The organism is Rhodosalinus halophilus (assembly GCF_003298775.1).
Lineage (GTDB): Bacteria > Pseudomonadota > Alphaproteobacteria > Rhodobacterales > Rhodobacteraceae > Rhodosalinus > Rhodosalinus halophilus.
In genome coordinates this window covers 30,260-54,639 of record NZ_QNTQ01000021.1, presented here as the reverse complement: position 1 = coordinate 54,639, position 24,380 = coordinate 30,260, and the positions used below count along the sequence as shown (strand labels likewise).

Annotated in this window: 25 protein-coding genes; 12 read left to right on the top strand and 13 right to left on the bottom strand. The window is 70.2% G+C overall.

Annotation, left to right across the window (positions count from 1 at the left end):
• On the bottom strand, positions 1 to 509 hold a 509-nt coding region (locus DRV85_RS17080), incomplete at its 3' end, for an aminotransferase class III-fold pyridoxal phosphate-dependent enzyme (RefSeq protein ID WP_113290691.1).
• 22 nt (positions 510 to 531) lie between these two features.
• The gene (locus DRV85_RS17075; RefSeq protein WP_113290690.1) at positions 532 to 1,320 is read right to left on the bottom strand and encodes an IclR family transcriptional regulator; all 789 of its coding nucleotides are present in this window, start codon (positions 1,318 to 1,320) and stop codon (positions 532 to 534) included.
• Positions 1,321 to 1,567: 247 nt separating this feature from the next.
• On the opposite strand from DRV85_RS17075, the gene DRV85_RS17070 reads away from it, so the two are divergent.
• From DRV85_RS17070 to DRV85_RS17050, 5 genes are all read left to right on the top strand, one after another.
• The gene (locus DRV85_RS17070) at positions 1,568 to 2,104 is read left to right on the top strand and encodes a tripartite tricarboxylate transporter TctB family protein (RefSeq protein WP_113290689.1); all 537 of its coding nucleotides are present in this window, start codon (positions 1,568 to 1,570) and stop codon (positions 2,102 to 2,104) included.
• Between the two features lie 10 nt (positions 2,105 to 2,114).
• A complete protein-coding gene (locus tag DRV85_RS17065; protein ID WP_113290688.1) occupies positions 2,115 to 3,632 on the top strand; it encodes a tripartite tricarboxylate transporter permease in 1,518 nt (505 codons plus the stop codon).
• A gap of 5 nt (positions 3,633 to 3,637) precedes the next feature.
• Complete coding sequence (locus tag DRV85_RS17060; protein WP_113290687.1) at positions 3,638 to 5,125, top strand: aldehyde dehydrogenase; 1,488 nt, start codon at positions 3,638 to 3,640, stop codon at positions 5,123 to 5,125.
• Positions 5,126 to 5,139: 14 nt separating this feature from the next.
• The gene (locus DRV85_RS17055) at positions 5,140 to 6,384 is read left to right on the top strand and encodes a Tm-1-like ATP-binding domain-containing protein (RefSeq protein WP_113290686.1); all 1,245 of its coding nucleotides are present in this window, start codon (positions 5,140 to 5,142) and stop codon (positions 6,382 to 6,384) included.
• 122 nt (positions 6,385 to 6,506) lie between these two features.
• A complete protein-coding gene (locus tag DRV85_RS17050; protein WP_113290685.1) occupies positions 6,507 to 6,689 on the top strand; it encodes a hypothetical protein in 183 nt (60 codons plus the stop codon).
• A gap of 67 nt (positions 6,690 to 6,756) precedes the next feature.
• Here DRV85_RS17050 and DRV85_RS17045 read toward each other — a convergent pair whose 3' ends face one another.
• The 8 genes from DRV85_RS17045 to DRV85_RS17010 form a co-directional block, all read right to left on the bottom strand.
• Positions 6,757 to 7,677 (bottom strand): SDR family NAD(P)-dependent oxidoreductase, encoded by a 921-nt coding sequence (locus DRV85_RS17045; protein WP_199526058.1) that lies wholly within the window; start codon positions 7,675 to 7,677, stop codon positions 6,757 to 6,759.
• The gene (locus DRV85_RS17040) at positions 7,677 to 8,486 is read right to left on the bottom strand and encodes an enoyl-CoA hydratase/isomerase family protein (RefSeq protein WP_113290683.1); all 810 of its coding nucleotides are present in this window, start codon (positions 8,484 to 8,486) and stop codon (positions 7,677 to 7,679) included. Before DRV85_RS17040 ends, DRV85_RS17045 begins: the two co-directional genes overlap by 1 nt.
• The gene (locus tag DRV85_RS17035; RefSeq protein ID WP_113290682.1) at positions 8,483 to 10,315 is read right to left on the bottom strand and encodes an AMP-binding protein; all 1,833 of its coding nucleotides are present in this window, start codon (positions 10,313 to 10,315) and stop codon (positions 8,483 to 8,485) included. Before DRV85_RS17035 ends, DRV85_RS17040 begins: the two co-directional genes overlap by 4 nt.
• Positions 10,312 to 10,803, bottom strand: coding sequence for a MarR family winged helix-turn-helix transcriptional regulator (locus tag DRV85_RS17030; protein ID WP_113290681.1), 492 nt, complete (start codon positions 10,801 to 10,803; stop codon positions 10,312 to 10,314). The genes DRV85_RS17035 and DRV85_RS17030 overlap by 4 nt, the downstream gene beginning before the upstream one ends.
• 4 nt (positions 10,804 to 10,807) lie before the next feature.
• Positions 10,808 to 12,100 (bottom strand): TRAP transporter large permease, encoded by a 1,293-nt coding sequence (locus DRV85_RS17025; protein ID WP_113290680.1) that lies wholly within the window; start codon positions 12,098 to 12,100, stop codon positions 10,808 to 10,810.
• Entirely contained in the window at positions 12,097 to 12,633 is a 537-nt protein-coding gene (locus DRV85_RS17020; RefSeq protein ID WP_113290679.1) for a TRAP transporter small permease, read from the bottom strand. The genes DRV85_RS17025 and DRV85_RS17020 overlap by 4 nt, the downstream gene beginning before the upstream one ends.
• Before the next feature lie 59 nt (positions 12,634 to 12,692).
• Entirely contained in the window at positions 12,693 to 13,706 is a 1,014-nt protein-coding gene (locus DRV85_RS17015) for a TRAP transporter substrate-binding protein (protein ID WP_113290678.1), read from the bottom strand.
• Between the two features lie 99 nt (positions 13,707 to 13,805).
• Positions 13,806 to 14,972 (bottom strand): NnrS family protein, encoded by a 1,167-nt coding sequence (locus DRV85_RS17010; RefSeq protein ID WP_113290677.1) that lies wholly within the window; start codon positions 14,970 to 14,972, stop codon positions 13,806 to 13,808.
• Between the two features lie 143 nt (positions 14,973 to 15,115).
• On the opposite strand from DRV85_RS17010, the gene DRV85_RS17005 reads away from it, so the two are divergent.
• Complete coding sequence (locus DRV85_RS17005) at positions 15,116 to 15,805, top strand: Crp/Fnr family transcriptional regulator (RefSeq protein ID WP_113290676.1); 690 nt, start codon at positions 15,116 to 15,118, stop codon at positions 15,803 to 15,805.
• A gap of 16 nt (positions 15,806 to 15,821) precedes the next feature.
• Here the strand turns inward: DRV85_RS17005 and DRV85_RS17000 are convergent, their stop codons facing one another.
• The gene (locus tag DRV85_RS17000) at positions 15,822 to 16,040 is read right to left on the bottom strand and encodes a DUF1858 domain-containing protein (protein WP_113290675.1); all 219 of its coding nucleotides are present in this window, start codon (positions 16,038 to 16,040) and stop codon (positions 15,822 to 15,824) included.
• 168 nt (positions 16,041 to 16,208) lie between these two features.
• On the opposite strand from DRV85_RS17000, the gene DRV85_RS16995 reads away from it, so the two are divergent.
• Positions 16,209 to 16,784 carry an NnrU family protein gene (locus DRV85_RS16995; RefSeq protein WP_233495567.1) on the top strand — a complete coding sequence of 192 codons (576 nt, stop codon included), beginning with the start codon at positions 16,209 to 16,211 and terminating at the stop codon, positions 16,782 to 16,784.
• A gap of 130 nt (positions 16,785 to 16,914) precedes the next feature.
• Here the strand turns inward: DRV85_RS16995 and DRV85_RS16990 are convergent, their stop codons facing one another.
• Both DRV85_RS16990 and DRV85_RS16985 read right to left on the bottom strand, forming a co-directional pair.
• Positions 16,915 to 17,811, bottom strand: a complete 897-nt coding sequence (locus tag DRV85_RS16990; protein ID WP_158540190.1) for a 3-hydroxyacyl-CoA dehydrogenase NAD-binding domain-containing protein — start codon at positions 17,809 to 17,811, stop codon at positions 16,915 to 16,917.
• Positions 17,808 to 18,521, bottom strand: coding sequence for a GntR family transcriptional regulator (locus tag DRV85_RS16985; protein WP_113290673.1), 714 nt, complete (start codon positions 18,519 to 18,521; stop codon positions 17,808 to 17,810). Before DRV85_RS16985 ends, DRV85_RS16990 begins: the two co-directional genes overlap by 4 nt.
• Before the next feature lie 101 nt (positions 18,522 to 18,622).
• Between DRV85_RS16985 and kce the strand changes: the two genes are divergently transcribed.
• The 5 genes from kce (at position 18,623) to DRV85_RS16960 (ending at position 24,362) form a co-directional block, all read left to right on the top strand.
• A complete protein-coding gene (kce, locus tag DRV85_RS16980) occupies positions 18,623 to 19,552 on the top strand; it encodes a 3,5-dioxohexanoate:acetyl-CoA acetone transferase (RefSeq protein ID WP_113290672.1) in 930 nt (309 codons plus the stop codon).
• A 123-nt stretch (positions 19,553 to 19,675) separates the two neighbouring features.
• A complete protein-coding gene (locus DRV85_RS16975; protein WP_113290671.1) occupies positions 19,676 to 20,935 on the top strand; it encodes an ABC transporter substrate-binding protein in 1,260 nt (419 codons plus the stop codon).
• A gap of 70 nt (positions 20,936 to 21,005) precedes the next feature.
• Positions 21,006 to 21,863, top strand: coding sequence for a branched-chain amino acid ABC transporter permease (locus DRV85_RS16970; protein WP_113290670.1), 858 nt, complete (start codon positions 21,006 to 21,008; stop codon positions 21,861 to 21,863).
• A gap of 1 nt (position 21,864) precedes the next feature.
• Positions 21,865 to 23,652 carry a branched-chain amino acid ABC transporter ATP-binding protein/permease gene (locus tag DRV85_RS16965; protein WP_113290669.1) on the top strand — a complete coding sequence of 596 codons (1,788 nt, stop codon included), beginning with the start codon at positions 21,865 to 21,867 and terminating at the stop codon, positions 23,650 to 23,652.
• Positions 23,649 to 24,362: an ABC transporter ATP-binding protein gene (locus DRV85_RS16960; RefSeq protein WP_113290668.1), complete on the top strand. Its 714-nt coding sequence runs from the start codon at positions 23,649 to 23,651 to the stop codon at positions 24,360 to 24,362. Before DRV85_RS16965 ends, DRV85_RS16960 begins: the two co-directional genes overlap by 4 nt.
• Positions 24,363 to 24,380 lie beyond the last annotated feature (18 nt).

Here is a 24,380-nt window from a genome sequence, read left to right as displayed (position 1 = left end):
GCGGTGCGGAAATTGGCGTTGCCGTTCACGCTGGCGCCGCCGAAGTGAACGCCGTGATAGCCCTTCTTGAGCGAGAGATACTTCACCCGGCCGGCATTGCCCCGGAGCTTGTGATACTGCCGCGCCAGCCGCAGCGCGACCTCGACCGAATCGGAGCCGCCCGAGGTGAAGAAGGCGCGGCTGAGCCCGTCTGGCGCGAAGAATTCGCGCAGCATCCAGCTGAGCTCGATCGCCGCGTCGTTCGAGGTGCCGCGGAATGTCGAGTAATAGGGCAGCCGCTGGAGCTGGGCCGCGATGGCGTCCTTCACCGGCTGACAGGAGAAGCCGAGATTGACGTTCCAGAGGCCGCCGACGGCGTCGATCACCTCTTTCCCGTCCACGTCCCTGATCCGCACGCCTTCCGCCTCCGTCACGATGACGGGCGGCTTGGCCAGACTCTCGCCCGGATGGGCCATCGGGTGCCACATGTGCCGGGCGTTGTGCTCCTTGAGGAAGTTGTCGTCCTTCATCCTGTCTCTCCTCGGGACTCGCTCAGGCGGCCTGCGCCCAGAGCCGTTGCAGTGTTTCCGGGATCGTGCCGCCCAGTGCCGCGCTGACGGGCGCCGCGGCCCGCAGCAGGACGGCGGTGATTCGCGCCCGCGTCTCGGAGGTGGCGCGGCCCTTGGGCAGGGCGACGGCCAGCGTGCCGACGGCGGCGCCGCCGCCCGGGCCGAAGAGCGGCACCGCCTGGCTCACCACCTCTTCCTCGAAGCCCTCGTCGGAGGAGGCCCAGCCGCGCGCGCGGGTCGTCGCGACCTCTGCGCGCAGCGCCTCGGGGTCGGCCGGCGTGTGCGGAGTGTAGCGGGCGAGCTTCGCGCCGCACAGGGTCTCGAGAAGCTCCGCCGGCCCGAAGGCCAGCATCGCAAGCCCCGAGGACGTCGCGTGCAGCGGCAGCAATTCCGCCTCGTCGTAGAAGACGCGCGTGGCGTGGATCGTCGCATCGGCGTGGTAGAGGGGCGAGAGTGCGTGTCCCTGCAGTAGCGCGACATGCACCAGTTCGCCCAGCTCGCGGCTCAGCGCATCGACATGGGGCGCGACTGCGGCGCGCGCGGGAAAACAGCGCTCTCGCACCGCGGCCAGCCGCACGACCGCCGGGCCAAGCCGATAGAGCCGCGAGTCGCGGTCCTGCTCGACGAAACCCGCCGCGGCCAGCTCGGCAAGGTGGCGGTGCAGCGTGGCCTTGTCGCGCCTGGTCAGGCGGCGGAACTCGGCGAGGCCGATCTCGGGCCGTGCGACCGAGAACAGCTCGAGAAGCGCCAATGCCTTGCCGATCGTGCCCATGCGGACGCCTCCTGCGCTGCGGGGCGATGCCCCTGCGTCATTCGGATGTTGACAGAAGGTCGTTGCGTGGACAATGCTATTTTGCAACGGTGTTTCAAATACCAAAATGACCGACAGGGAGACCGACATGCGCGAAAGATGCCTGCCCGCCGCGCGCGGCACCGGCCGCACGCTCGGATTCGGGGCTTGCCCCGGGATCGCTGCGGCCTGACGCTCGGACAGCGACACCGGCACAGGAGCGAGCGCGTTGGCCCGCCTCAGAACCCTTCAGGATCTCTTCAAGCGCTACCGGCGACCCGGCGACCTGGTCTTCGCCGCCGCCTTCCTCGCCTTCGCACTCTTCCTTGCGGCCAATCTCGGAACGCAGGTCGCCTGGACTTCGGGCGGCAAGCTCGTGGCGCAGCCGGCCTTCTGGCCGCTGGTTTCGATCCTCGGCATGGTCCTCTTCGCGGCGCTGCACTTCCTGGGGTCGCTTTGCTCCGAGCGGATCCACGGCCGCTGGCAGGAGGTCTGGTTCTGGCTGCGCTCTGTCGAATACGCCGCCTGGTTCATGGCCTATGTGCTGCTCGTCCCCTGGCTGGGCTATCTGCCCTCCACGGTCATCTTCTGCGCGGCTCTGGCGCTGCGCGCGGCCTATCCGCCGAAGATGATCGGTTGGGCGGCGCTCTCCGGCGTGGCCGTGGTCGTGATCTTCAAGGCCTTCCTGCAGGTGCGCGTGCCGGGCGGCGAGGTCTACGAATATCTGCCGGCCGCGCTGCGGTCCTTCATGCTGACCTATCTGTGAGGGCCGCGCGATGGAGGTTCTTCTCTCCGGTCTCCTGATGCTGCTCGACTGGCAGGTGCTGGCGGCCCTGCTGATCGGCTCTATCGGCGGCGTCGTGATCGGCGCGATCCCGGGCGTCGGCCCGGCCGTCGCCATCGCGATCCTGCTGCCCGCGACCTTCGCGCTGCCGCCGCTCGTCGGGCTGACCATGCTGCTCGGAATCTACGGCAGTTCGATGTACGGTGGCGCCTTGCCCGCGATCCTCATCAACACCCCCGGCACCGCGGTCAACGCGCTGACCACCTACGACGGCTATCCGATGACCCAGCGCGGCGAGGCGCGGCGTGCGCTGACGCTGGCCTATTCGGCGAGCTTCACCGGCGGGCTGATCTCGATCCTCTGCCTGATCGCGCTGGCACCCCTGCTGGCGCTGATCGCGCCGCATTTCGGCAGCCGCGAGATCTTTCTCGCCGCGCTGCTGGGCATCATCCTGGTGGTCCTCGCCCATCGCGGGCAGGTGATGGCGGCAGGGATGCTCGCCTGCTTCGGCATCTTCCTCAACACCATCGGGCTGGAGCCGGTGCAGTACACCATGCGCTACACCTTCGGGCAGGACTGGCTGACCTCCGGGGTGGATCTGATCGTGGTGGTGCTGGGCCTTTTCGCGATCAGCCAGGCCTTCCTGCTGCTGGTGGATCGCGACGACAGCCCGCATCCGCAGCCCGTGACCGGCTCCATGTTCCAGGGGCTCCGCGAGCTCTGGGCGCACAGGCGCGTGGCCGGCGCAGGCTCGGGCTTCGGCGTGACCATGGGGATGATCCCCGGCGTGGGCGAGTTCACCGCGCAGTTCATGTCCTACACCTACGCGCAGAAGAGCTCGAAGGCGCCCGACGACTTCGGCAAGGGCTCGCCCGAAGGGCTGGTCGCCTCCGAGTCGGCCAACAACGCAGTGCCCGGCGCGGCGATGATCCCGCTTCTCGCGCTGGGCATTCCGGGCGAGGCGCTGACCGCGATGATGCTGTCGGTCTTCTACGTGCACAACGTGATCCCGGGGCCGCAGCTCTTTCAGGGCAGCATGGATTTCGTCATGGCGCTCTACCTGGCGCTGCTCGTGCTCAACGTGATCGTGCTGGGCTTTCTGCTGGTCTCGACAAACCTGCTCATCAAGGTGATCCAGATCCCCACGCGGTTTCTGGGCATCCTGATTCTGACGCTGAGCTTCGTGGGGGTCTATTCGCTCCGCAACTCGGTGACGGACTGCCTGATCGCCGCGGGCTTCGGCGTCTTCGGCGTGGTGCTCAAGCGGCTGAACCTGCCCGTGGTGCCGATCATCCTCGGGATGGTGCTGGGCGGCATCATGGAGGTGCGGCTGCGCGCGGCGATGGCGCGGGTCGAGACGCCGCTCGACTTCGTCAATCGCCCGATCGCCGCGATCATCTTCGGCCTGATCCTGCTGGTGATCGCGCTCCACATCCGCACGCTGATCCGCGAGCGGCGGGCCGAGCATCCCCCGCAGGATCACGAGCTTCACGACACGCAGCAGAGGTGAGCGTCATGCTTGACCAGTCCGCCATCGACGACCTGCGGCAGCGGGACGTGCCGCCGCAGAGCCACATCATCGACGGACGAAAGGTGGCCTCCGCCTCTGGCGAGGTGCTGGAGGTGCGCTCGCCCATTGACGGCGCGCGGCTGACGACCATGCCCGCCGGCACGCAGGAGGACGCCGACCGTGCCGTGGCCGCCGCGCGACGCGCCTTCGAAGATCGGCGGTGGGCCGGCATGGCGCCGGCCGCCCGCAAGAAGGTGCTGCTGAAATGGGCCGACCTGATCGAGGCCGAGGCGCTGGAGCTGACCGTGCTGGGCGTGCGCGACAACGGCACCGAGATCGGCATGGCGATCAAGGCCGAGGTCGGCAGCGCCGTCGGCACCATTCGTTACTACGCCGAGGCGCTCGACAAGATCTACGGCGAGATCGCGCCCACGGGGGACGACGCGCTGGGCCTCGTCCACAAGGAGCCGGCGGGCGTCGTCGCGGCCATCGTGCCGTGGAACTTCCCGCTGATGATCGGCGCCTGGAAGCTCGGGCCGGCGCTGGCGGCCGGGTGCTCGGTTGTCCTGAAGCCGGCCGAGAGCGCTTCGCTCACGCTGCTGCGGATCGCCGAACTGGCGCAGGAGGCCGGCTTGCCGCCCGGCGCGCTGAACGTCGTGACCGGCAAGGGGTCGGTCGTGGGCGAGGCGCTGGCCACCTCGATGGACGTGGACGTCCTGGTCTTCACCGGGTCGGGGAAGGTGGGCCGCAGGTTGCTGGAGAACGCAGGTCGGTCGAACCTGAAGCGCGTCTATCTGGAACTCGGCGGCAAGTCGCCCAACATCGTCTTCGACGACGCGCCGAATCTCGCGGAAGCCGCGCAGGTCTCGGCGATGGGGATCTTTCGCAACTCGGGGCAGGTCTGCGTCGCGGGCTCGCGCCTGCTGGTGCAGAGGGGCGTGCACGACGACTTCGTGGCGATGGTCGCGGAGGCGGCGGAGAAGCTGCGGGTGGGCGATCCGCTCGATCTCGGCAACCAGATCGGCGCGGTGAACAACCCCGATCAGCTCGAGCAGAACCTGCGCTTCGTCGAGGTGGCGCAGGAGGAGGGCGGGGAGCTCTACCGCGGCGGCCGGCGCATCCTGGAAGAGACCGGCGGCTACTACATGGAGCCCACGATCCTCACCGGGGTGCAGCCGCAGCACACCGTCGCGCAGCAGGAGGTCTTCGGCCCCGTGCTGGCCGTGACGCCCTTCGAGACGGAGGAAGAGGCGGTGCGCATCGCCAATTCCACCGATTACGGTCTGGCCGCCGCCGTCTGGACAGGCGATCTGGGCCGCGCGCACCGCATGGTCCGGGCGGTGCGCGCAGGCGTGGTGCATGTGAACACCTACGGCGGCGCGGACATCACCGTGCCCCTGGGCGGCGTGAAGCAGTCGGGCAACGGGCACGACAAGTCGCTGCACGCGCTCGACAAGTATCTCGACCTCAAGACCGCCTGGATCAAGCTCTGAAAAAGGGGGGAGCCGTGGCCGACAAGACGATCCTCGTCGTGGGGACCTACGACACCAAGACCGACGAGCTGACCTATCTGACCGGGCGCATCCGCGCGCAGGGCGGGGGCGTCGTCACGATGGACGTGAGCGTTCTGGGCGACCCGCCCGAGCCCACCGACATCTCGAAGCACGACGTGGCCGGCGCCGCCGACAGCACCATCGAGCAGGTGATCGCCTCGGGCGACGAGAACTCCGCGATGCAGATCATGGCCCGGGGCGCGGCGGCCCAGGCCGCGCGGCTGCACGCCGAGGGCCGGATCGACGGGATGATCGTGCTCGGTGGGTCGATGGGCACCGACCTCGCGCTCGACGCCTGCCGTGCGCTTCCGCTGGGTTTTCCGAAATACATCGTCTCGACCATCGCCTTCTCGCCGCTCCTGCCGCCGGAGCGGCTGCCGGCGGACGTGCAGATGATCCTCTGGGCGGGCGGGCTCTATGGTCTCAACTCGGTCTGCAAGTCCTCGCTGAGCCAGGCCGCGGGCGCGGTGCTCGGCGCGGCGCGGGCCGTTGAGCCGCCGCGGACGGACCGGCCGCTCATCGGCATGACGAGCCTCGGCAAGACGGCGCTGAAATACATGGTGACGCTCAAGCCGGCGCTGGAGGCGCGGGGCTACGAGGTCGCCGTCTTCCACGCCACCGGCATGGGCGGGCGCGCCTTCGAGAACCTCGCGGCCGAGGGGGCCTTCGCCTGCGTCTTCGATTTCTGCACCCAGGAGCTGGGCAACCACTGGCATGGCTCCACCGTCTCGGCCGGCCCCGACCGGCTGACCAACGCCGGGCGTCACGGCGTGCCGCAGATCGTCGCGCCAGGCTGTTACGACCTTGTGGACCTGATCGGCTGGCAGCCGCTCGACCCGAAATGGTCGGAGCATCCCAGCCACGCGCACAATCGCCTGATCACCTCCGTCGTCCTCAACGACGAGGAGCGACGCGAAGTCGCCCGCGCCCATGCCCAGCAACTGGCGCAGGCCACCGGGCCGACAGCGCTCATACTGCCTGAGGGCGGCTGCGGCGAATGGGATCGGCCCGGCGAGGATCTGCACGACTCGGCCGGCCTCGCGGCCTTCATGCAGGAGATGAAGGAGGCCTGCCCGCCCAACGTCGCGCTGCACGCGATCCCCGATCACATCAACGATCCCGGCTTCTGCGACACCGCGCTCGGCATCTTCGACGCCTGGGTGGCGGAGGGAAAGCTGCCCGCGCGCCCGGCGCGCTGAATCGTCGCGCGCACACGCGATACGGGAATCCCACAATGGCGGACTCGCGCTTGAGTCCCTAGGTTTCGACTCGTGGGGGCAAGCGGCGCGCCGCACCGGCCGTCGCCTGCAGGAGCGAAACCATGGGGAAGATCGTCGACTTCTTCGAGCACGTGGCGCTGGATCCGGAGCTCGTGGACCGGCTGGACCGGATCGCCGCGCGTCAGATCGTCGCGCGCGGAGACGGCGAGACTGCGCTGGAACGGCCGCGGCAACCCGAGGATCGGCCGCGCGCGCCGCTGCGCGTGCGCAAGTACCGCTGGTAGCCGCGGCAGGGCGTTGGGGACAGGGGACCGCGCGCCGCGCGGTCCCGGCGCCTTCTGTCCGGACCGATCAGGCGTCCGGCACGTCGAAGTCGATGCCGACATCCTGGCTGTACCGGGCGAGCGAGTCCGGCCAAGCTTCGGCGATCGCGGCGGCGGTCCAGCCACCATCGCGCAGAGCGCAGGCGACTTCCCGGGGATGCGACCAGAGCGAGAGCTTGTCGCCGCCGATGCCGATGCACTGCCCGGTGATCCCGGCGGCCAAGTCGGACGCGAGGAAGACGAAAAGCGGCGCGACGTCTTCCGCGCTTCCGAGGCCCAGGTGCTGGCGATGGGGCGCGGGGATCGGCTCCCCCCGCGCGTGGCGCTCCGCGACCTCGGCGAGCGCGGGGACCGTCGCCGTCATGGCCGTCATCGCGTTGGGCACGATCGCGTTGACCGTGACCTCCGTCCGCGCGAGCTCCATGGACCAGGTGCGCGCCATCGCGGCGATGCCGGCCTTGGCCGCGGCATAGGCTGTCTGGCCGAAGTTTCCGCGCTGCCCGGCGATCGAGGAGACGAGAATCAGCCGCCCGCCGCCCGCGCGACTGCGAAAGTGCCGTGCTGCGGCGCGGGCGCAGGTGAAGCTGCCCCGCAGATGCGTGCCGATCACCGCGTCGAAATCTTCGTCCGAGGTCTTCCACAGCACGCTGTCGCGCAGAATACCCGCGTTGGCGCAAAAGACGTGCAGGTCGCCGAAGCGCTCGACGGCGGTGGCGACGCAGGTCTCGGCGGCCTGGGTCGTGCCGATGGCCGCCACCGCGCCCGCGGCCCGGCCACCTGCGGCGCCGATCGCCTCGACCGTCTCGCCGACGGCCGTTTCGTCGAGGTCGTTGACCACCACGGACGCGCCGGCCCGCGCCAGGGCCAGCGCCGCCGCGCGTCCGATGCCGCGGCCCGCGCCGGTAACGACGGCCACCTTGCCGTCGAGCCGCAGTGTCTCGTCCGTCATCATGCCCCCCTGAACGCGGGATTGCGTTTTTCCATGAAGGCGGCGGGCCCCTCGCGCGCGTCGGCAGAGCGCATGACGCGCCCCATCGCCTCCGTCTCCAGCGCATAGGCTTGGTCGAGCGGCAGGCCGCTCGTCCCGGTCACCACGCGCTTGATCTCGGCCAAGGCGAGCGGCCCGTTCCGCGCGATGCGCTCCGCTGTCTCGAGCGCCGCGGGCAGCACTTCGGCGGGCGGCAGCACGCGGTTCACGAGCCCCGCCGCCCGCGCGGCCCCGGCCCCGATGGGCGCGCCGGTCATCAGCAGTTCCATCGCCACCGCCTGCGGCACCTGCCGGGGCAGCCGGACCAGGGCACCCGCGAAGGGGATCAGGCCGTGTTTCGCCTCGGGCAGGCCGAAGACGGCATGATCGGCAGCGAACCGTATGTCGGTGCCCAGCATCAGTTCGAACCCGCCCGCGAGGCAGGCGCCGTTCACCGCCGCGATCACCGGCTTGTCGAAGGTCACGCCCTTGAGCGTCGTCCGGTGCAGGATGTCCGGGTCGTCGAGAAGGCGCCGGTCCCAGTCGTCCTGCGGCGCGCGGGCGCCGGTGAGCAGCGGCAAGGTGAGCTCCAGATCGCCGCCGCTGCAGAAGGTCGCTTCGCCCGCGCCGGTGACGACGCTCACGCGCAACTCGGGGTCGTCGCGGATCTCGGCAAAGGCGTCGTCGAGACGACAGATCAGTTCGGGGCTCAGCGCGTTGTGCCGCTCTGGCCGGTCGAGCGTGACGAGCGCGACCGCGCCGTGGCGTTCGAAGCGCAACGGCGCGGTCATGGCGCGGCCTCCGTTCGCGTGGAGACCGACACCTCGATCGGCATGCCGGCCAGCGCCGCGCGCAGCCGGTCCTCGGCGCCTTCCGGGACGGTGAGCGAGGCGCGCAACTTGTCGTCCACCTCGATCCCGACCGCCTCGGCGGAGAGCCCGCACTGCTCCGCCGCCGCACGCAGGGCCCAGCCGGTCGCGATGCGGCGCAACGCGGGCTTGAAGACCTTGCCGATGGGGGTGAGCGGCATCGCCTCGATGGCGGCGATCCGCTTGGGCAGCGCCGCGGGCTCGTCGATGCGCGCGCGCAGAAAGGCGATCAGCGCCGCCTCGTCCAGATCGGCCCCCTTACGAAGGGTCACGAAGGCCACGGGCAGTTCGCCGGCATAGGCGTCGGGCATCCCCACCGCGGCGGCGTCCTGCACCGCTTCGTGGGCGAGCAGCGCGTCCTCGATCCCCTGCGGGTCGATGTTGTGCCCGCCCCGGATGATGACATCCTTCTTCCGCCCGGTGACGAAGACCCGGCCCTCGGTGTCGATGTGGCCGAGGTCGCCCGAAACGAGCCAGCCGCCGCCCGGAAAGGTGTCGCGCCCCCGCGCCGGGTCGGTGTATCCAGGCGAGACGTTGGGGCCGCGCAGCGCGATGATGCCGGTCTCGCCCTGCGCCCTCTGTTGCGACGTGTCGGGGTCGGCGTCGCCGTAGTCCGCCAGGGCCACCACCTCGCTGAACGGCATCCGCAGGCCGCAGGAGCCCGGCGTGCGCGGGCCGTGCAGCGGCTCGACCGCGATGGCGCCTGCGCATTCGGTCATGCCGAGGATATTGCGCACGGGCTTGCCGGTCTTGCGCTCCGTCGCCTCGGCCAGCTCCGTGGGCAGGGGGGAGCCCCCCGTGAGCAGCGCCCGCAGACCGGAGATGTCGGCGTCCACGTCCACCCCGTTGAAGGCGGCGAGCAGCGTGGGCACGGCGGCCAGTATCGTGACGCCGCGGCGCTCCACCTGTTGCCAGATCGCGCCGGTGAAGGCCGGGTCGCGCATCCCGAGACGGCCGGGGATCAGGATCTCGCCCCCGGCCGACAGGGTCGAAAGCCCATAGACGAAGGCCCCCGCGACGTGGAAGAGCGGGAAGCCGTTCACCACCACGTCGTCGGCGCGCAGGTCGTGCAGGATGGCGCAGGAGCGCGCCACATGCGCCTCGTTGAGCCGCGTGTGCCGCACCAGTTTCGGCGCGCCGGTGGTGCCGCCGGTGTGATAGAAGGCTGCGGTCGCATGTTCGTCGCCCGGGATGTCGAAGCCGAGCGGCCCGGCGTGCGCCTCCAGCAGATCCTCGAATCGACCGTCCGAGCCGGGGCAGGGCGCGTCCGCGTCGCAGTCCAGGATCGGCAGCCGCACCCCGGCGGCGCGCAGGCCGGGGACAAGCGCGCTCCAGATGTCCTGCTCGGCGTTCACGCCCATCACGATCACCAGCGCGGCATCGGCCTCCGCCAGAAGTTCGGCGATGTGCTCGGGCCGGAGCATCGGGTTGATCGGGCAGGCCCGTCCGGCCAGCTGTGCCCCCCAGAGCGCGGTCTGCGCTGCCGCCGTGTGCGGCGTGAGCAGCGCCACCGCCCGCTCGCCGGTCACGCCCATCGTGCGAAAGAGATTCGCGGCGGCGCGGATGCGTTCGACGAAGGCGGCGTAGCTCAGCACCGTCTCGCCCTCGGGCCGCAGTTCGCGCAGCGCCACCGCGTCGGGCGCCCGGGCGGCCGAGGCGCGGATCACCTCGTAGGGCGTGCGCTGCGGAAAGACTGCCTCGAAGCCCTGCGCCTCGAGCGCCTCGAGGTCGGCCAGAGTCGCGATCTTCATCGGCGCGCCTCCTTCTCCTTGCGTGGGGGCGTCGCCGCGGCGGCGAGGTTGTCCTCCACCCGCCGGAGCAGGCGGATCAGCGCGCCGCGTTCGCGCGCGCTCAGCCCCGCGACCATCCGCGCCTCGTGCCTTGCGACATGCGGCTTCAGCGCCTCGAGCAGCGCCTTGCCGTCGTCGGTGAGCGAGACGCAGCGCAGGCGCCGGTCGTCGGGCGAGCCCTCGCGCCGGACGATTCCCTCGCGTTCCATCGCGTCCAGGATCGGCACGAGGCTCGCGCGTTCGAGGAAGATCGCCTCGGCCAGCCGGCTCTGAGGGATGCCCGGATTGGCCTCGATGATCGCCAGCATGCCGAAATAGCGCGGCGCGGTGCCGAAGCCTGCGAGCACCGCCTCGAACTGCTTGAAGGCCGCGATCTGCACGAGCCGGATGCGGTAGGAGACGAGATCGCGGAGGATCTCGGGTTCGACGATATCGGAAGGCGGCTTCATTCCGTCACTCCATGCTGCCGGGCAGGAAAAGCACCAGCGCCGGGAAGGCGATCAGCAGGATCAGACGCAGCACGTCGGCCAGCACGAAGGGCAGCACACCCTTGAAGATCGTCGGCAGGCTCACCCGGCTGGCGATGGAGTTGATGACATAGACGTTCATGCCGACGGGCGGCGTGATCAGCCCCAGTTCCACCGTCATGACGATGATCACCCCGAACCAGATCGGGTCGAAGCCGAGCTCCAGGATCACCGGAAAGACGATGGGCACCATCAGGATGATCATCGCCATCGCGTCGAGGAACATGCCCAGGATCATGAAGACCAGCAGGATCAGCAGCAGCGTGCCGTAGCGGCCGAGCCCCAGCTCGGTGAGGAAGGTCGTCAGCTCCTGCGGCACCCGCGTGATGGCGAGGAAGTAGCCGAAGAGGATCGCGCCGATCAGGATGGTGTAGATCGCGACGGAGGTGCGCAGCGCCTCGACGAGCGACGACATCAGGGTCGAAAGCGTGAGCCGCCCGCGCAGGAAGCCGATCACCGCCGTGAGAAAGGCGCCGGCCGCCGCCGCCTCGGTCGCGGTGACGATGCCGAGATAGATCGACAGCACGACCGCCGCGAAGAGCAGGATCACCGCCCAGACGCCCCTGAGCGAGGCGAGCGCCTCGCGCAGCGTGAAGGGCTCGCCCGCCGGCAGCGTGGCGCCATAGGCGATGCGGACCGTGGCCATGTACATCAGCACGGCCAGCAAGCCCGGCACCACGCCCGCGACGAAGAGCACGCCCACGTCCTGCTCGGTGATGAAGCCATAGACGGCCAGCACCACCGAAGGCGGGATAAGGATGCCCAGCGTCCCGCCCGCCGCGACGATTCCGGTCGCCGCGTCGTCGGGGTAGCCTGCGCGCTTCATCTCGGGATAGGCGATCTTGGTCATCGTCGCCGCGGTGGCGACGGAGGAGCCGCAGATCGCCGCGAAGCCCGCGCAGGCCCCCACGGAGGCGAGGCCGAGCCCGCCCTTGAAGCTGCCGAGCCAGGCGCGGCCCGTGCGGAACAGCTCGCGCGACATGCCAGAGTTGGTGGCGAGCACGCCCATCAGGATGAAGAACGGGATGAGCGTGAGATTGAAGTCCGTGACGGTGCGGATCGGCGATTGCGCCAGCAGGTTCAGCGCGGGCTTCATGCCGACGATGGCGCCGAAGCCGCCGATGCCCACCAGCCCCATCGCGATGCCGATCGGCACGCGCAGGATCATCAGCGCGAAAAGCGCGGCGAAGCCCGCGAAGGCGACGACCTCGTTGCTCATTCCCGCGCCTCGCCTTCCCGGATGAGATCGTCGATCGATTCGAAGTCGTCGAGATCGCGGCCACGCACGGCGATCAGCCAGAGCCGCCAGGCGGTGGTGAAGAGCGCGGCCACGAGCCCGGCCCAGATCGCCGCGAAGAAGGGCCAGTGCGGCAGGCGCAGGTCCATCGTCGCGTCGCCCCCCGCCTGCGCGTTCACCACCCGCCCGAAGATCTTCCAGACCAGCAGCGCGGTGAAGATGAGCAGCACGCTCCAGGCGATCGAGTTCATCACCCGCAGCACGCCCCGCGGCACGGCCTGGGCGAGGATGTCCACCTTGATGTGCGAGCCGCGGTAACCCAGACTCGCGAAACCCCACATGATCGCGACGCCCAGGATCAGGCGCGAGAGGTCGAAGGCGTCAGGCACCGGCTTTGCAAAGCCGTAGCGCCCGAGCGACGAGATCACGATCAGCACGGTGACGAGGCCGAGCGTCGCGCCGGCGATGCGCTCGACCCAGCGGATCACGCGATCCGCGAGGGAGTGGCTCTGCATGGGATGCCCCCGGACGGCTGGCGGGGCGCACCGGCGTGGCCGCGCGCGCCCCGCGCATGTCAGTAGCGGATGCCGTAGCGCTCGAGATGCTCGATGTAGGAGTCGTAGATCGCGTCGGCGTCATGCCCGCGATCGGCGACTTCCTCCTTCCAGGCATCCAGCACGCCCTGCGCGGAGTCCTGCCAGAGCGCGACCTCCTCCTCGGTGGGCTGGTAGAAGGTCTGGCTGTCGTCCTCCATCAGGCGCTCGCGGGCGGACATGTCGTCCTCCGCCCAGCCCTTCGCGATCTCGGCGGACCACTCGGGCGAACAGTGTTCGTCGAGCACCGCCTTGTTCTCGTCGGAGAGCCCCGCGTAGCTGTCGGGGTTCAACACCATGACCTGCATCGACAGGTAGAACGGCATGTCGAGGTGATGGTCCGTCTCGTTCGTCAGGTTGAAGTCGTACATCGCGCCCCAGGGGAAGGTGACCGCGTCGGCCGTCCCGCGCGAGATCGCCTCGCGCACCTCGGGGGCCGGCACCTGCACCGGCGCGCCGCCGAGCTGGCTGACGAAGCGCGCCATGGTGGCGTGGGCGGGGCGGATGTTCTTGCCCTCGATGTCCGAGGGCACGCGCATCGGCTCCTTCGAGTGGAGCGCGCCCGGCGCATGCGGATGCATGACGCAGAACTTCACCTCGCTCATCTCGTCCTCGACGTATTGCGCATACCACTCGTGGATGGCCTTCGCGCCCTGGACGGAATCGGTGACGTGGAAGGGCACCTCGACCAGGCTGAAGATCGGGAAGCGGCCGGCCGTGTAGCCCGGGTTGACCCAGGTGATGTCGGCGATGCCGTCGCGCGCCATGTCGTAATGGTCGGGCGCCGCGCCGATCTGCTGGGCGGGAAAGATCTGGATCTCGATCCGGCCGTCCGAGGCCTCTTCCACCGAGCGCGCCCAGGGTTCGATCCCGGCGGCGGCGGGGGCGATGGTCGCGGGCACCCAGTGCGAGAGCCGCAGCGTGACCTCCTGTGCGAAGGCCGCAGGGGCGATGGCGGCCATCGCCGCGGCGAGGCCGAGTGACGTGAGTTTCATTTGCTTCCTCCCTTACGCTCCGTCCGGCGTGTCGCGCGGCGGGCTGATTGTAAGGTAACAAACAAATTCACCGACGCAATCGCCTTTCCTGCCGGCAGCTCAGTTCGGTGTGCGGCGCGCGGCGTCGGGCGCCGCCAGCCATGGGCCCACGCGGCCCACGAAGATCGCGAAGGCGATCGCCCAGAGCCCCGCCGCGAGCGTCAGACCGGAGAGGCCGGCCAGGTCGGCGTAGGGTGCGAAGCTGCGGATCAGCGCGGCCGCAACGAGCACGCCGAAGGCGGTCGCGAGCGTGCCGCCCGCGACGAGGGCCCGGCCCGTATGTCCCATCGTGGCGCGCATCATCACCGCGAGCGTCATGCCGCCGATCGCGCCGACGCCCAGAAGATGCGTTCCCGCCGTCGCCGCGCCCGCGGCCAGCGCCGCGAATCCCGCGGGCACGAAGGCATAGGCCACGTGCAGCATCAAAAGCAGCGGCGACGCGAGACAGCGCGCGCCCTGCCAGCGCATGAGCCGCACGGCGTGCAGGATGGCCGCGAGCGCCAGAAGCGCCCGCGCGGCGAGTCCGTCGGGCGCCGCCGTCCAGACGCCGAGCGCCAGCGCCGCGCCGGCGAGCGCCGCTGCGTCATATTTGCCGAACGGGGCCGGCAGCGCCCCAGAGCCACGCTTCGCCAGCCAGTTGCGGGTGAAGGAGGGCACGATCCGCCCGCCGATCAGGAGGATGAGAAAGACGACCACGGCGAGGCCGGCGCGTGCCGAGACCTCTGCCGAGCCTCGCGCCATCGCCTCGAGGTGGAAGCCGATGTTCGCGGCGCCGAAGAGGCTCACGGGGATCAGCACCTTGAGATTGCGCCAGTTCCGGCCCGCCGCGATCTCGACAGCGATCATTGCCGCCACGGCGAGCGGGAAGGCCGCGTCGATCGCCATCACGGCCCAGGCGGGCAGCGCGCCCACGCCCGCCACGGCGAGCCGCCCCGCGATCCAGAGCGCGACGAGAACCGCGAGCGGCGCGCCCTGCCGCGGCATGCGCCCCGTCCAGTTGGGCACGGCGGTGAACAGAAAGCCGGCGAGCACCGCCGAGACATAGCCGAAGATCATCTCGTGCGCGTGCCAGTCCACCGGCGCGAACGGCCCCGCGACCTGCAGGCGGCCGGCCCAGACAGCGAGCCAAAGCGGCACCACGAGCACGGCGAAGGCGCCTGCCACGAGGAAGAAGGGCCGGAACCCGTAGCTCAGGATCGCCGGGCCGGCATAGGTCTGTCTGGCCATCTCGTCTCTCCTTTCCGTTCCGGTCCGCCGCCCGGTCAACTGCCGGGACAGTGCGCGCGTGCCACCTCGGGCGTTCCATCGCCCGCCGGTCTGTGCCATTCGCTGTCACCGGACGTTGCGCCGCCGCAAGCTCCGGAGCGAAGATGCCCAGGCTCGACGAGACCCTGCTCAGAGACGTCCCGCCCTTCCGCAGGCTCGAGGGGCCGGAGATCCGCGAGATTCTCGACCAGGCGCTGCCGAAACGCTTCGACGCCGGCGCGGCCGTGTTCCGCGAAGGCCATCCGGCGACGCGCTTCTACCTGCTGCTCGACGGCACGATCCGCGTGATGCGCACGTCGCCCGAGGGCGAGCAGGTCACCTCGCTCCACATTCCCGCCGGGCAGCTCTTCGGGATCGCCGCGGCGCTCGGGCGCGAGACCTACCCCGCCACGGCGGTCTGTGCGGCGGAGTGCCTGACGCTCTCCTGGCCCATGTCGCTCTGGCACGTCTTCGTGGCGCGCTACGACGGTTTCGCCGAAGAGGGTTACAAGACGGTCGGCGTCCGCGTGGCCGAGATGAACCAGCGGATCATGGACCTTGCCACGCAACGGGTCGAGCAACGGATCGCGAGCGCGCTGCTCCGCCTCGTCAATCAGACGGGCCGCAAGGTGGAGGGGGGTGTCGAGATCGGCTTTCCGATCACCCGGCAGGACATCTCCGAGATGACCGGCTCGACGCTGCATACCGTCTCTCGGCTGCTCAGCCGGTGGGAAAGGGACGGGATCGTGGCCTCCCGCCGCAAGCACGTCACCGTGACGGATCCGCACCGTCTGCTGCTGATCGCGGAGGGCTGACCGCGGCGGGCGCGGCTCAGCCTGCGCCGGCCGCCGCGGCGAGATCGGCGCGAAAGCGCGCCTCGTCCACGTCGTGCTCGCGGCAAGCGTCGATCACGGTGTGAAAAGGCGCGATCGGACAACCGACGCAGCGCATCCGGTGCCGGAGAAAGACACGGATGCACGCGGGCCAAAGGGTCAGAAGCTGCTGGATCGGGAGATCCGGGTCATGGATGTCGGGCAGGCAAGAGCGCATCGGCGGACCTCGGGCGGCGTTCCAGCCGTCCTAGTGCCCGCGATCGCGGAGTTCTTTGCGCCGCCGCAACATCGCGGACCTCGGACGGCGCTAGCCCGTTCCCGTTCGCAGCGAAGCGAGGCGACGATGGCGCCGGCCGATGCGCCGCAGGCGGCAGGAGGATAGCGCATGGGATGGATCGAGTTCGCCGCCGCGGGCGCGCTTTTCGCGGCGACCCATTTCCTTCCTTCGCACCGCCCGGTGCGCGACGGGCTGATCCGCACGCTCGGGCGGCGCCGCTATTTCGCACTCTACGGCATGGTCTCGACGGTGCTGCTGGTCTGGCTGGTGATCGCGGCCGGACGGGCGCCCCATGTGCCGGTCTTCGACGCTGCGCCCTGGACGCGCTGGGCCCCGATGCTCGCGATGCCGCCGGTCTTCGCCCTCTTCGCGCTCGGCATCGGATTCCCCTATCCGCATACGCTGGCCGGCCGGCGCAACGCCCGCTTCGACCCCGCCGCGCCCGGCCTCGCGCGGCTGACGCGGCACCCTGCACTCCTCGCGCTCGCGCTCTGGGGCGTGGCCCATGCCATCGCCAATCCCGATCTGGCGCATCTGATCCTTTTTCTGGGCTTCGCCGCCGTGTCGGTCGGCGCGATGCAGCTCTTCGACCGGCGCGCGGCGGCGGCGGAGCCCGACCGCTGGCCGGCGATCGCGGAGGCGACCGCGTGGCTGTCGCTCCGGCCGCTGGCCGATCCGTCGTAGCTGTGGGCCAACGGCGGGGTGCTCGCCCTGCGCGCGGGCCTCGGTCTCCTGCTCTACCTCGCGGCCTTTCATGCGCATGCGCCGGTGATCGGGGTCTCGCCGGCGCCCTGATCGGACGGCGCGCAGTCTGTCAGCCGCGCGCCCCGCGGCCCGCGGTCAGCGCGGCGACGGCGCGCACCATGCGGTCGCGCCAGCGCCGCCGCTCTTGCAGCGCCGCGCGCGGGACGGCGCGGCGCCGTGCCTCGGCTACAGCGGCCACCGCTTCGGGCGTCCAGGGCGCATCGACGCACAGGGTTCGCGTGAGTTGCTGGTAGGAGGCGCCGAAACGGTCCACATAGGCCTCGAAGCCCTGCTCGGCGTTGAGGTCCATTGTCTCGAAAGGGCCCATCACGCCCCAGCGCCAGCCCAGCGCGGCGGGAAACGCGCGGTCGAGCTCCTCCGGCGACACGACGCCCTCTGCGACGAGATGCATCGCCTCGCCCACGACCGCCGCCTGCAGGCGGTTCATGACGTAGCCGGGGACTTCCTTGCGCACGACGAGCGGCACCTGGCCGATCCCGGAGAGGAGATCCGCCGCACGCGCGATGGTCGCCTCCGAGGTGCGCGGCGAGGGCACGATCTCGACCGCGCGCATGACATGGGGCGGATTGAAGGGGTGCGCGACGAGCGCGCGCTCCGCCCCGTCGAGACCCGCGAAGATTGCCGAGGGCAGCAGCGCCGAGCTGGAGCTCGCCAGCACCGCGGACGGCGGGGCGAGGCGGCCGAGTTCTGCGAAGAGGGCCGTCTTGGCGTCGATCGTCTCGGCGATGCTCTCCTGGACATGGGCCACGCCGGCGACTGCCTCTGCGAGATCCGCGCGGACCTCCACCCGCGCCCCCGCGACCTCGCGGCCGATCCGTTCCGCTGCCTGCATAGCGCGTGTGGTGTCGGCGTCGTGCAGGCGCAGGGGATGGCCGGCCGAGGCGAAGGCGAGGCCCCACCCCTCGCCGATGGTGCCCAGCCCGATGAGTGCGACAGTGTCCGTCATGAGGCGTCGCTCTCTGCCGGCCATCCGCAGCCGCGAAAGGCCGCCAGCGCGACGGCGAGATCGGCCTCGATCGCCTGAGCGACCGCGTCGCCGTCCCCGCGCCGCAGGCCGTCGATCATCAAGCGGTGGTTGGTGCGCGCCGACTTGTCCATGCTGCCCGGCAGCCGCGCGGCTCCGCGCCGCAGAGGCGCGCGGATGATCGGGCCGCTCATCATCCACAGGCTCTCGATCACCGAGAGGCTGACCGAGGTGGTGCCGGCGCGGTAGATCGCGAAATGGAAGTGGGCGTTTAGGTGCAGGGCCTCGTCGATGCCGGGCCGTTCCATTGCCGCATCCATCTCCGACTGCAGCGCCTCGAGCGCCGCGAGCGCGGCGGGATCGAAGCGCTCGGCGGCCTGGCGGCCTGCGCGCGTCTCGAGCAGCATCCGCAGTGCGTAAAGCTCTTCCGTCTCTGCATCGTCGAGGATCGGAACGCGGATCGCGCGGTTGGGCAGCACCTGCAGCGCGCGTTCGGCGACGAGCCGCATCTGCGCCTCGCGCACGGGCATGGTGGAGACGCCGAACTGCTCCGCGAGCGCCCGCACCTGAAGCACGTGGCCCGGTTCGTAGCAGCCCGAAATCAGCGCCTCGCGCAGCTTGCGGTAGACGTGTTCCTGAAGCGTCGCGCGCTCCGCCGGGTCGCGCTCGGGCGCTTCGGGTGTTTCGGTCATTGCCGCCTCCGGTCGCCTGGAATCGGTAAAGACCTGTTGCGCGGCGTGCAAGTCGCACCGTAGCACAGGGCGGATCGGGTCACGGGGAGGTCCAACGCGGCATGTCGGACAAGGTCATCATCACCTGCGCCGTCACCGGCTCGATCCACACGCCGACGATGTCGCCTCATCTGCCGGTGACCCCGGATCAGATCGCCGAGGAGGCGCTGGCCGCCGCCGAGGCCGGCGCGGCCATCGTCCACCTGCACGCCCGCGACCCCGAGACAGGCAGGCCGACACCCTCGCCGGAGGTGTTCATGCAGTTCCTGCCGCGGATCAAGCAGGGCTGCGACGCCGTGATCAACATCTCGACGGGCGGCAGCCACGTCATGAGCCTCGAGGAACGGCTGGCCGCCGCGGTGCGGGCCGAGCCGGAGATGACTTCGCTCAACATGGGCTCGATGAATTTCAATTTCGCGCCCGTCGCGGATCGCTATGCCGACTGGACGCACGAATGGGAGCGGGACTATCTGCGTGCCTCGTCGAACGCGATCTTCCGCAACACCTTCGACGACATCGAACAGATCATCCGCACGCTGGGCGACGGCTTCGGCACGCGCTTCGAGTTCGAGTGCTACGACGTGGGCCATCTCTACAACCTCGCCCACTTCCTCGATCGCGGTCTCGTGCGGCCGCCGCTCTTCGTGCAGACGATCTTCGGCATTCTCGGCGGCATCGGCGCGGATGTGGATCACCTCGTCCACATGCGCCGCACCGCCGACAAGCTCTTCGGCGACGGCTATGCCTGGTCGGTCTTCGCGGCGGGCCGGCATCAGATGGAGTTCTGCACCCACGGCATGCTGATGGGCGCGAACGTCCGCGTGGGGCTGGAAGACAGCCTCTACATCCGGCGGGGCGAGCTCGCGACGAGCAACGCCGCGCAGGTGCGCAAGATCCGGCGCATCGTGGAGGAGGCCGGCCGCAGCGTGGCGACCCCGGCCGAGGCGCGCGAGATGCTGGGCCTCAAGGGCGGCGACCGCGTCGCCTTCTGATCCCGAGCGAAATGCCCCGCCTCTCGGTTGAGGTTTTCGCCGCGCCGGCTTAGCGTCCGGGCGCGGGAGCCGCGCACGGGGGGACACGGGGCGCGCAGCCCGAAACACAGTGGAGGAGAAGACATGACCGCATTCGCCAGGGGCGCCGCGGGCGCCGCGATGACCGCAGCCGGTCTGCTGACCGGCGGCATCGCCACGGCTCAGGAGGACCCGCTCCGGATCGGGCTGCTGCTGCCGTTCACCGGGCAATACGCCTGGGTCGGCGAGAACGTGCAGCCGGTGGCGCAGATGATCGCCGAGGAGGTGAACGGCTCCGGCGGCATCGGCGGCCGCGAGATCACCTTCGTTCAGGGCGACACCGAAGGCGTCGTCGATGCCGGCACCACCGCGGCGCAGAAGCTCATCAACGTGGACAACGTGATGGCGCTCGTCGGTCCGACCTCGCTCTCCTTCTCGGGGTCCAAGAACCTCATCATCGACAACAGCGTGCCCATGGTCACGCCCACGGCCGGCACGACCGAGCTGGATCGCGCGTGTCAGGACGTGTGCTTCCGTACCGTGCCGTCCGACTCGCTTGGCGGCAAGGCGATCGCCCGCGCGGCGACCGATGCGCAGTATCTGGGCGAGGGCGCGCGCGCATGGGAGAACCCGGTGCTGATGGTCGCCCAGTCGCCGGCGATGGTGTCCTTCCTGGAGCCGATCGAGCGCAGCTTCGCCGACTACGGCGTCGAGATCGCCGAGGTGATCGAGTTCACGCCCGGCAAGCCCTCCTACCGCGCCGAGGTGCAGGAAGCGCTGGCCGCCGATCCGGACGGAATCGTTCTGGTCGCCGCGCCGGAAGAATCGGCGCGGGTGATGACCAACGCCTTCCAGTCGGGCTACGAGGGCGGCTGGTTCGTCACGCAGGACCAGACCAACGCCGAGTATATCGAGCTTGCCGGCGCGCAACTGGTGGACGGTATCTACGGGCTCGAGGAAGTCGCCTCGGAAGAAGGGCAGGAGCTCAACCGCGCCTTCGAGGAGCGCTATCAGGACTACTCGGGCGAAGAGGTGAAGATCTTCGGCACCAACACCTACGACTCGATGAACGTCATCGCGCTGGCCATGCTGAGCGACCACATGGACGACGGCGAAATCACGCGCGCCACGCTGGCCGAGCATATCCGCGCCGTCACCGATCCGGGCGAGGGCAAGACCCAGGTGACCAGCTACACCGAGGGCAAGGAGGCGCTGGAGGCCGGCGAGTCGATCGACTACCGCGGGCTCGTGGGGCCGATCGACTTCGACGACTGGGGCAACATCGCGGCGCCCTTCGGGATCCGGCAGGTGCAGGACGGCGCCTGGACGACCGTGTCGGTGATCCCGGCCTCGGCGCTGAACTGAACGGGCTGCGGCCCCGGGCGCGACGGCGGCGCCCGGGACCCGACAACGAAAGCCGAAGGGGCAGGCAGGCATGATCCTCGTGCAGACGCTGGTCTACGGCCTGGCGCTGGGCGGCGTGATCGCGGTGAGCGCGGTCGGGCTGACCCTGGCCTATGGCGTGACGCGCTTCATCAATTTCGCCTTCGGCGAGTTCCTCACCCTGGGCGCCTTTTTGTGCCTGCTGTTCGCGCAGATCGGCCTCGGGCTGCCGGTGGCGGGGCTGCTTGCGGTGGCGGCCGTGGGCGTCATCGGCGTCGGCGTCGCACGCGCCTTCTACACGCCCCTGATGAATCGGGGGCTCCTGCCGCTCCTGGTGACGAGCGTCGGCGTGGCCTTCGTGGTGCAGAACCTCGTGCGGATGATCGCGGGCTCCAACCCGATCCGCTTTCCCGTCCCGCTGATGCGCCCGATCGAGATCGGCGGCGTCTTCGTGCCGCGCGAGCAACTCGTCATTCTGGGCGTGGCGCTGGCCGCGATGCTCGCGGTGCATTTGCTGCTCAGTTTCACGATGCTGGGCAAGAAGATGCGCGCGGTGGCCGACGACCCGGCGCTCGCGCGCGTTTCGGGCATCTCGTCGCGCCGGGTGCTCGACGCGACATGGTTCGTCTCGGCGCTGATCGGCGGGCTGGGGGGCATCCTTCTGGCAATCACGCAGATCACGCTCGCGCCGCAGATGGGCTGGCACTTCCTGCTGGTGGTCTTCGCCGCGGTGCTGCTGGGCGGCATCGGCAGCCCCTATGGCGCGATGATCGGCGGGCTGCTCATCGGCCTCGCGATGGAGCTCGGGGCCACCTATGTCGCGGCGAACTACTCCTACGCCTTCGCCTTCGTCGTGCTCATCGCGGTGCTGATCCTGCGCCCGCGGGGTCTCATGGGCGGGAGGGGCTGAGATGGATCTGATCGCCTTCGCCACGGGCCTGATCTCGCTCGCGCTGATCTACGGGCTGCTGGCCGTGGGGCTGAACCTGCAATTCGGCTTCGCCGGCGTCATCAATTTCGGCTACGTCGCCTTCTTCGCGGTGGGCGCCTTCGCCTCGGCGCTGGTCACGCTGCCGCCGCCGGGCTCGGAGGCCTATCTCGCGGCCTCGGCCCGCTACGAGATCGCGCTGGGCTGGCCGGTCTGGTCGGGGTTCCTGGCCGCCGGGCTGGCGGGGGGATTGCTCGCGCTCTTCATCGGGGCGGTGAGCGCGCGGCTGGCCACGCATTACCTCGCCGTCGCGACCTTCGCGATGGCCGAGGTGGTCCGCTCGGTCCTCGGCAACGAGACATGGCTCACCCGGGGCGAGTTCGGAATTTCCAACGTGCCGCAGCCGCTGGGCGACCTCTTCACGCCCGAGAGCTACGCGCTGTTCTATCTCGCGCTGATCGCGGTGGTCGTGGGCGTGCTCTTCGCCGCGCTCCGCCATCTTGGCGAGGCGCCGTTCGGGCGGCTTCTGCGCGCGATCAAGGACGACGAGACCTCGGCGCGCACGCTGGGCAAGCGGACGGCGCGGGCGAAACTGCGCGCGCTCGCCATCGGCGGGGCCGTGGCCGGGATCGCGGGGGCGCTCTGGACCCATTCGCTGGGCGTGATCCACGTGGGCCAGTTCGTGCCGATCGTGACCTTCCAGGTCTGGCTCGCCATGCTGCTGGGCGGCACGGGCAACCACTGGGGGGCGCTCGCCGGCGCCTTCGCGCTGATCGCGATCCGCGAAGGCACGCGCTTCGTCGGCGAGATCCCCGGCCTCGATCAGATCGCCGCCGCGAACCCGTCGTTCCTGCCCTCGCTGCGCTTCGTCCTGATCGGCCTGCTGCTCATCGCCGTTGTCCGCTTCTTCCCCGGCGGCCTCGTTCCCGAGCGGCGGCGGCGCGCGCCCGCGGCATCCGGGGCGAAGGCCGCCCTGCCGGCGCCCGAGCGGATCGCGCCGGCCGGCGCGCCTGCGCTCGAGATCACGGACCTGCGTAAGAGCTTCGGCGGCCTCGCTGCCGTGGACGGGGCGAGCTTCGCCGTCCGGCCCGGTTCCATCACCGGGCTGATCGGCCCCAACGGCGCGGGCAAGTCCACCGTGATGGATCTGGTCAGCGGCGTGCAGACGCCCGATGCCGGCGCCGTCCGGGTGGCCGGGCAGGAGATCACGGGCCTGCCGCCCGAAGCGATCGCGGACAGGGGACTCGGCCGCACCTTCCAGACGCCGCGGCTCTATCCCACCATGACCGTCTGGGAGAACCTGATGGTCGCCGGGATGCCGCAGCGCCACGAGACGCTCCGCGCGGGCTTCCTGCGCGCGGCGGCGCGCCGGCAGGCCGAGGCGGAGATCGCCGCCCGCGCGGAGGCGGTGCTCGGCGAACTCGAGATGCAGTCGATGCGCGACGAGCGGGCCGAGACTCTCTCGGGCGGGCAGCGCAAGCTTCTCTCGCTGGGGCGGCTCATGATGCGCCGCCCGCCGGTGATGTTGCTCGACGAACCGGCGGCCGGGGTGAACCGCCGGCTGGCGACAGCGCTCTTCGACCGGATCGCCGAGCTCAACCGGCAGGGCACCACCTTTCTCATCGTGGAGCACGAGATGCAGCTCGTGATGCGCTACTGCGACCATGTGATCGTCATGCATCAGGGCCGCGTTCTGGCCGAGGGCGCCCCGGACGAGATCCGCGCCGACCCGGCCGTGATCGAGGCCTACCTGGGCGGAGCGGTGGCATGAGCGGCGCGGCGCTGAAGGCCGAGGGACTCGAGGCCGGCTACGGCCCGCTGCAAATCCTCTTCGGCATCGACATGGAAGTCGGTCCGGGCGAGCACGTCCTCGTCTTCGGGCCGAACGGGGCGGGGAAATCCACGCTGATCAAGGCGCTCTTCGGTCTCGTCGCCCCGACGGCGGGGCGCGTCACCCTCGACGGGCAAGAGGTGACCGGTCGGGCGCCAGAGGGCATGGTGGCGCGCGGCATGGCCTATGTGCCGCAGGTCTCTAACGTCTTCGCCAGCATGACGGTGACGGAGAACCTCGAGATCGGCGGCGCGCGTCTTTCCCGCGCCCGGCGCGAGGCCCGGATCGCCGAGATGATCGAACTCTTCCCGGTTCTGGGCGAGCGGCGGCGGCAGGCGGCGGGCACGCTCTCGGGCGGGGAACGGCAGATGCTGGCGCTGGCGCGGGCGCTCATCCCCGAGCCTTCGGTGCTGCTGCTCGACGAGCCCTCGGCCGGCGTGGCGCCGAAGCTCGTGGCGCAGATCTTCGAGCTCGTCTCGGGACTGCGGCGGACGGGGGTCTCGGTGCTCATGATCGAGCAGAACGCGCGGCAGGCGCTCGCGCATGTCGATCGCGGCTATGTGCTCGAGGGCGGACAGGTGCGGCTCTCGGACACTGCCCACGCGCTGCGCGAGAACGCCGAGATCGGGCAGCTCTATCTGGGCGGCTGAGCAGGCCGGGGCTGCACG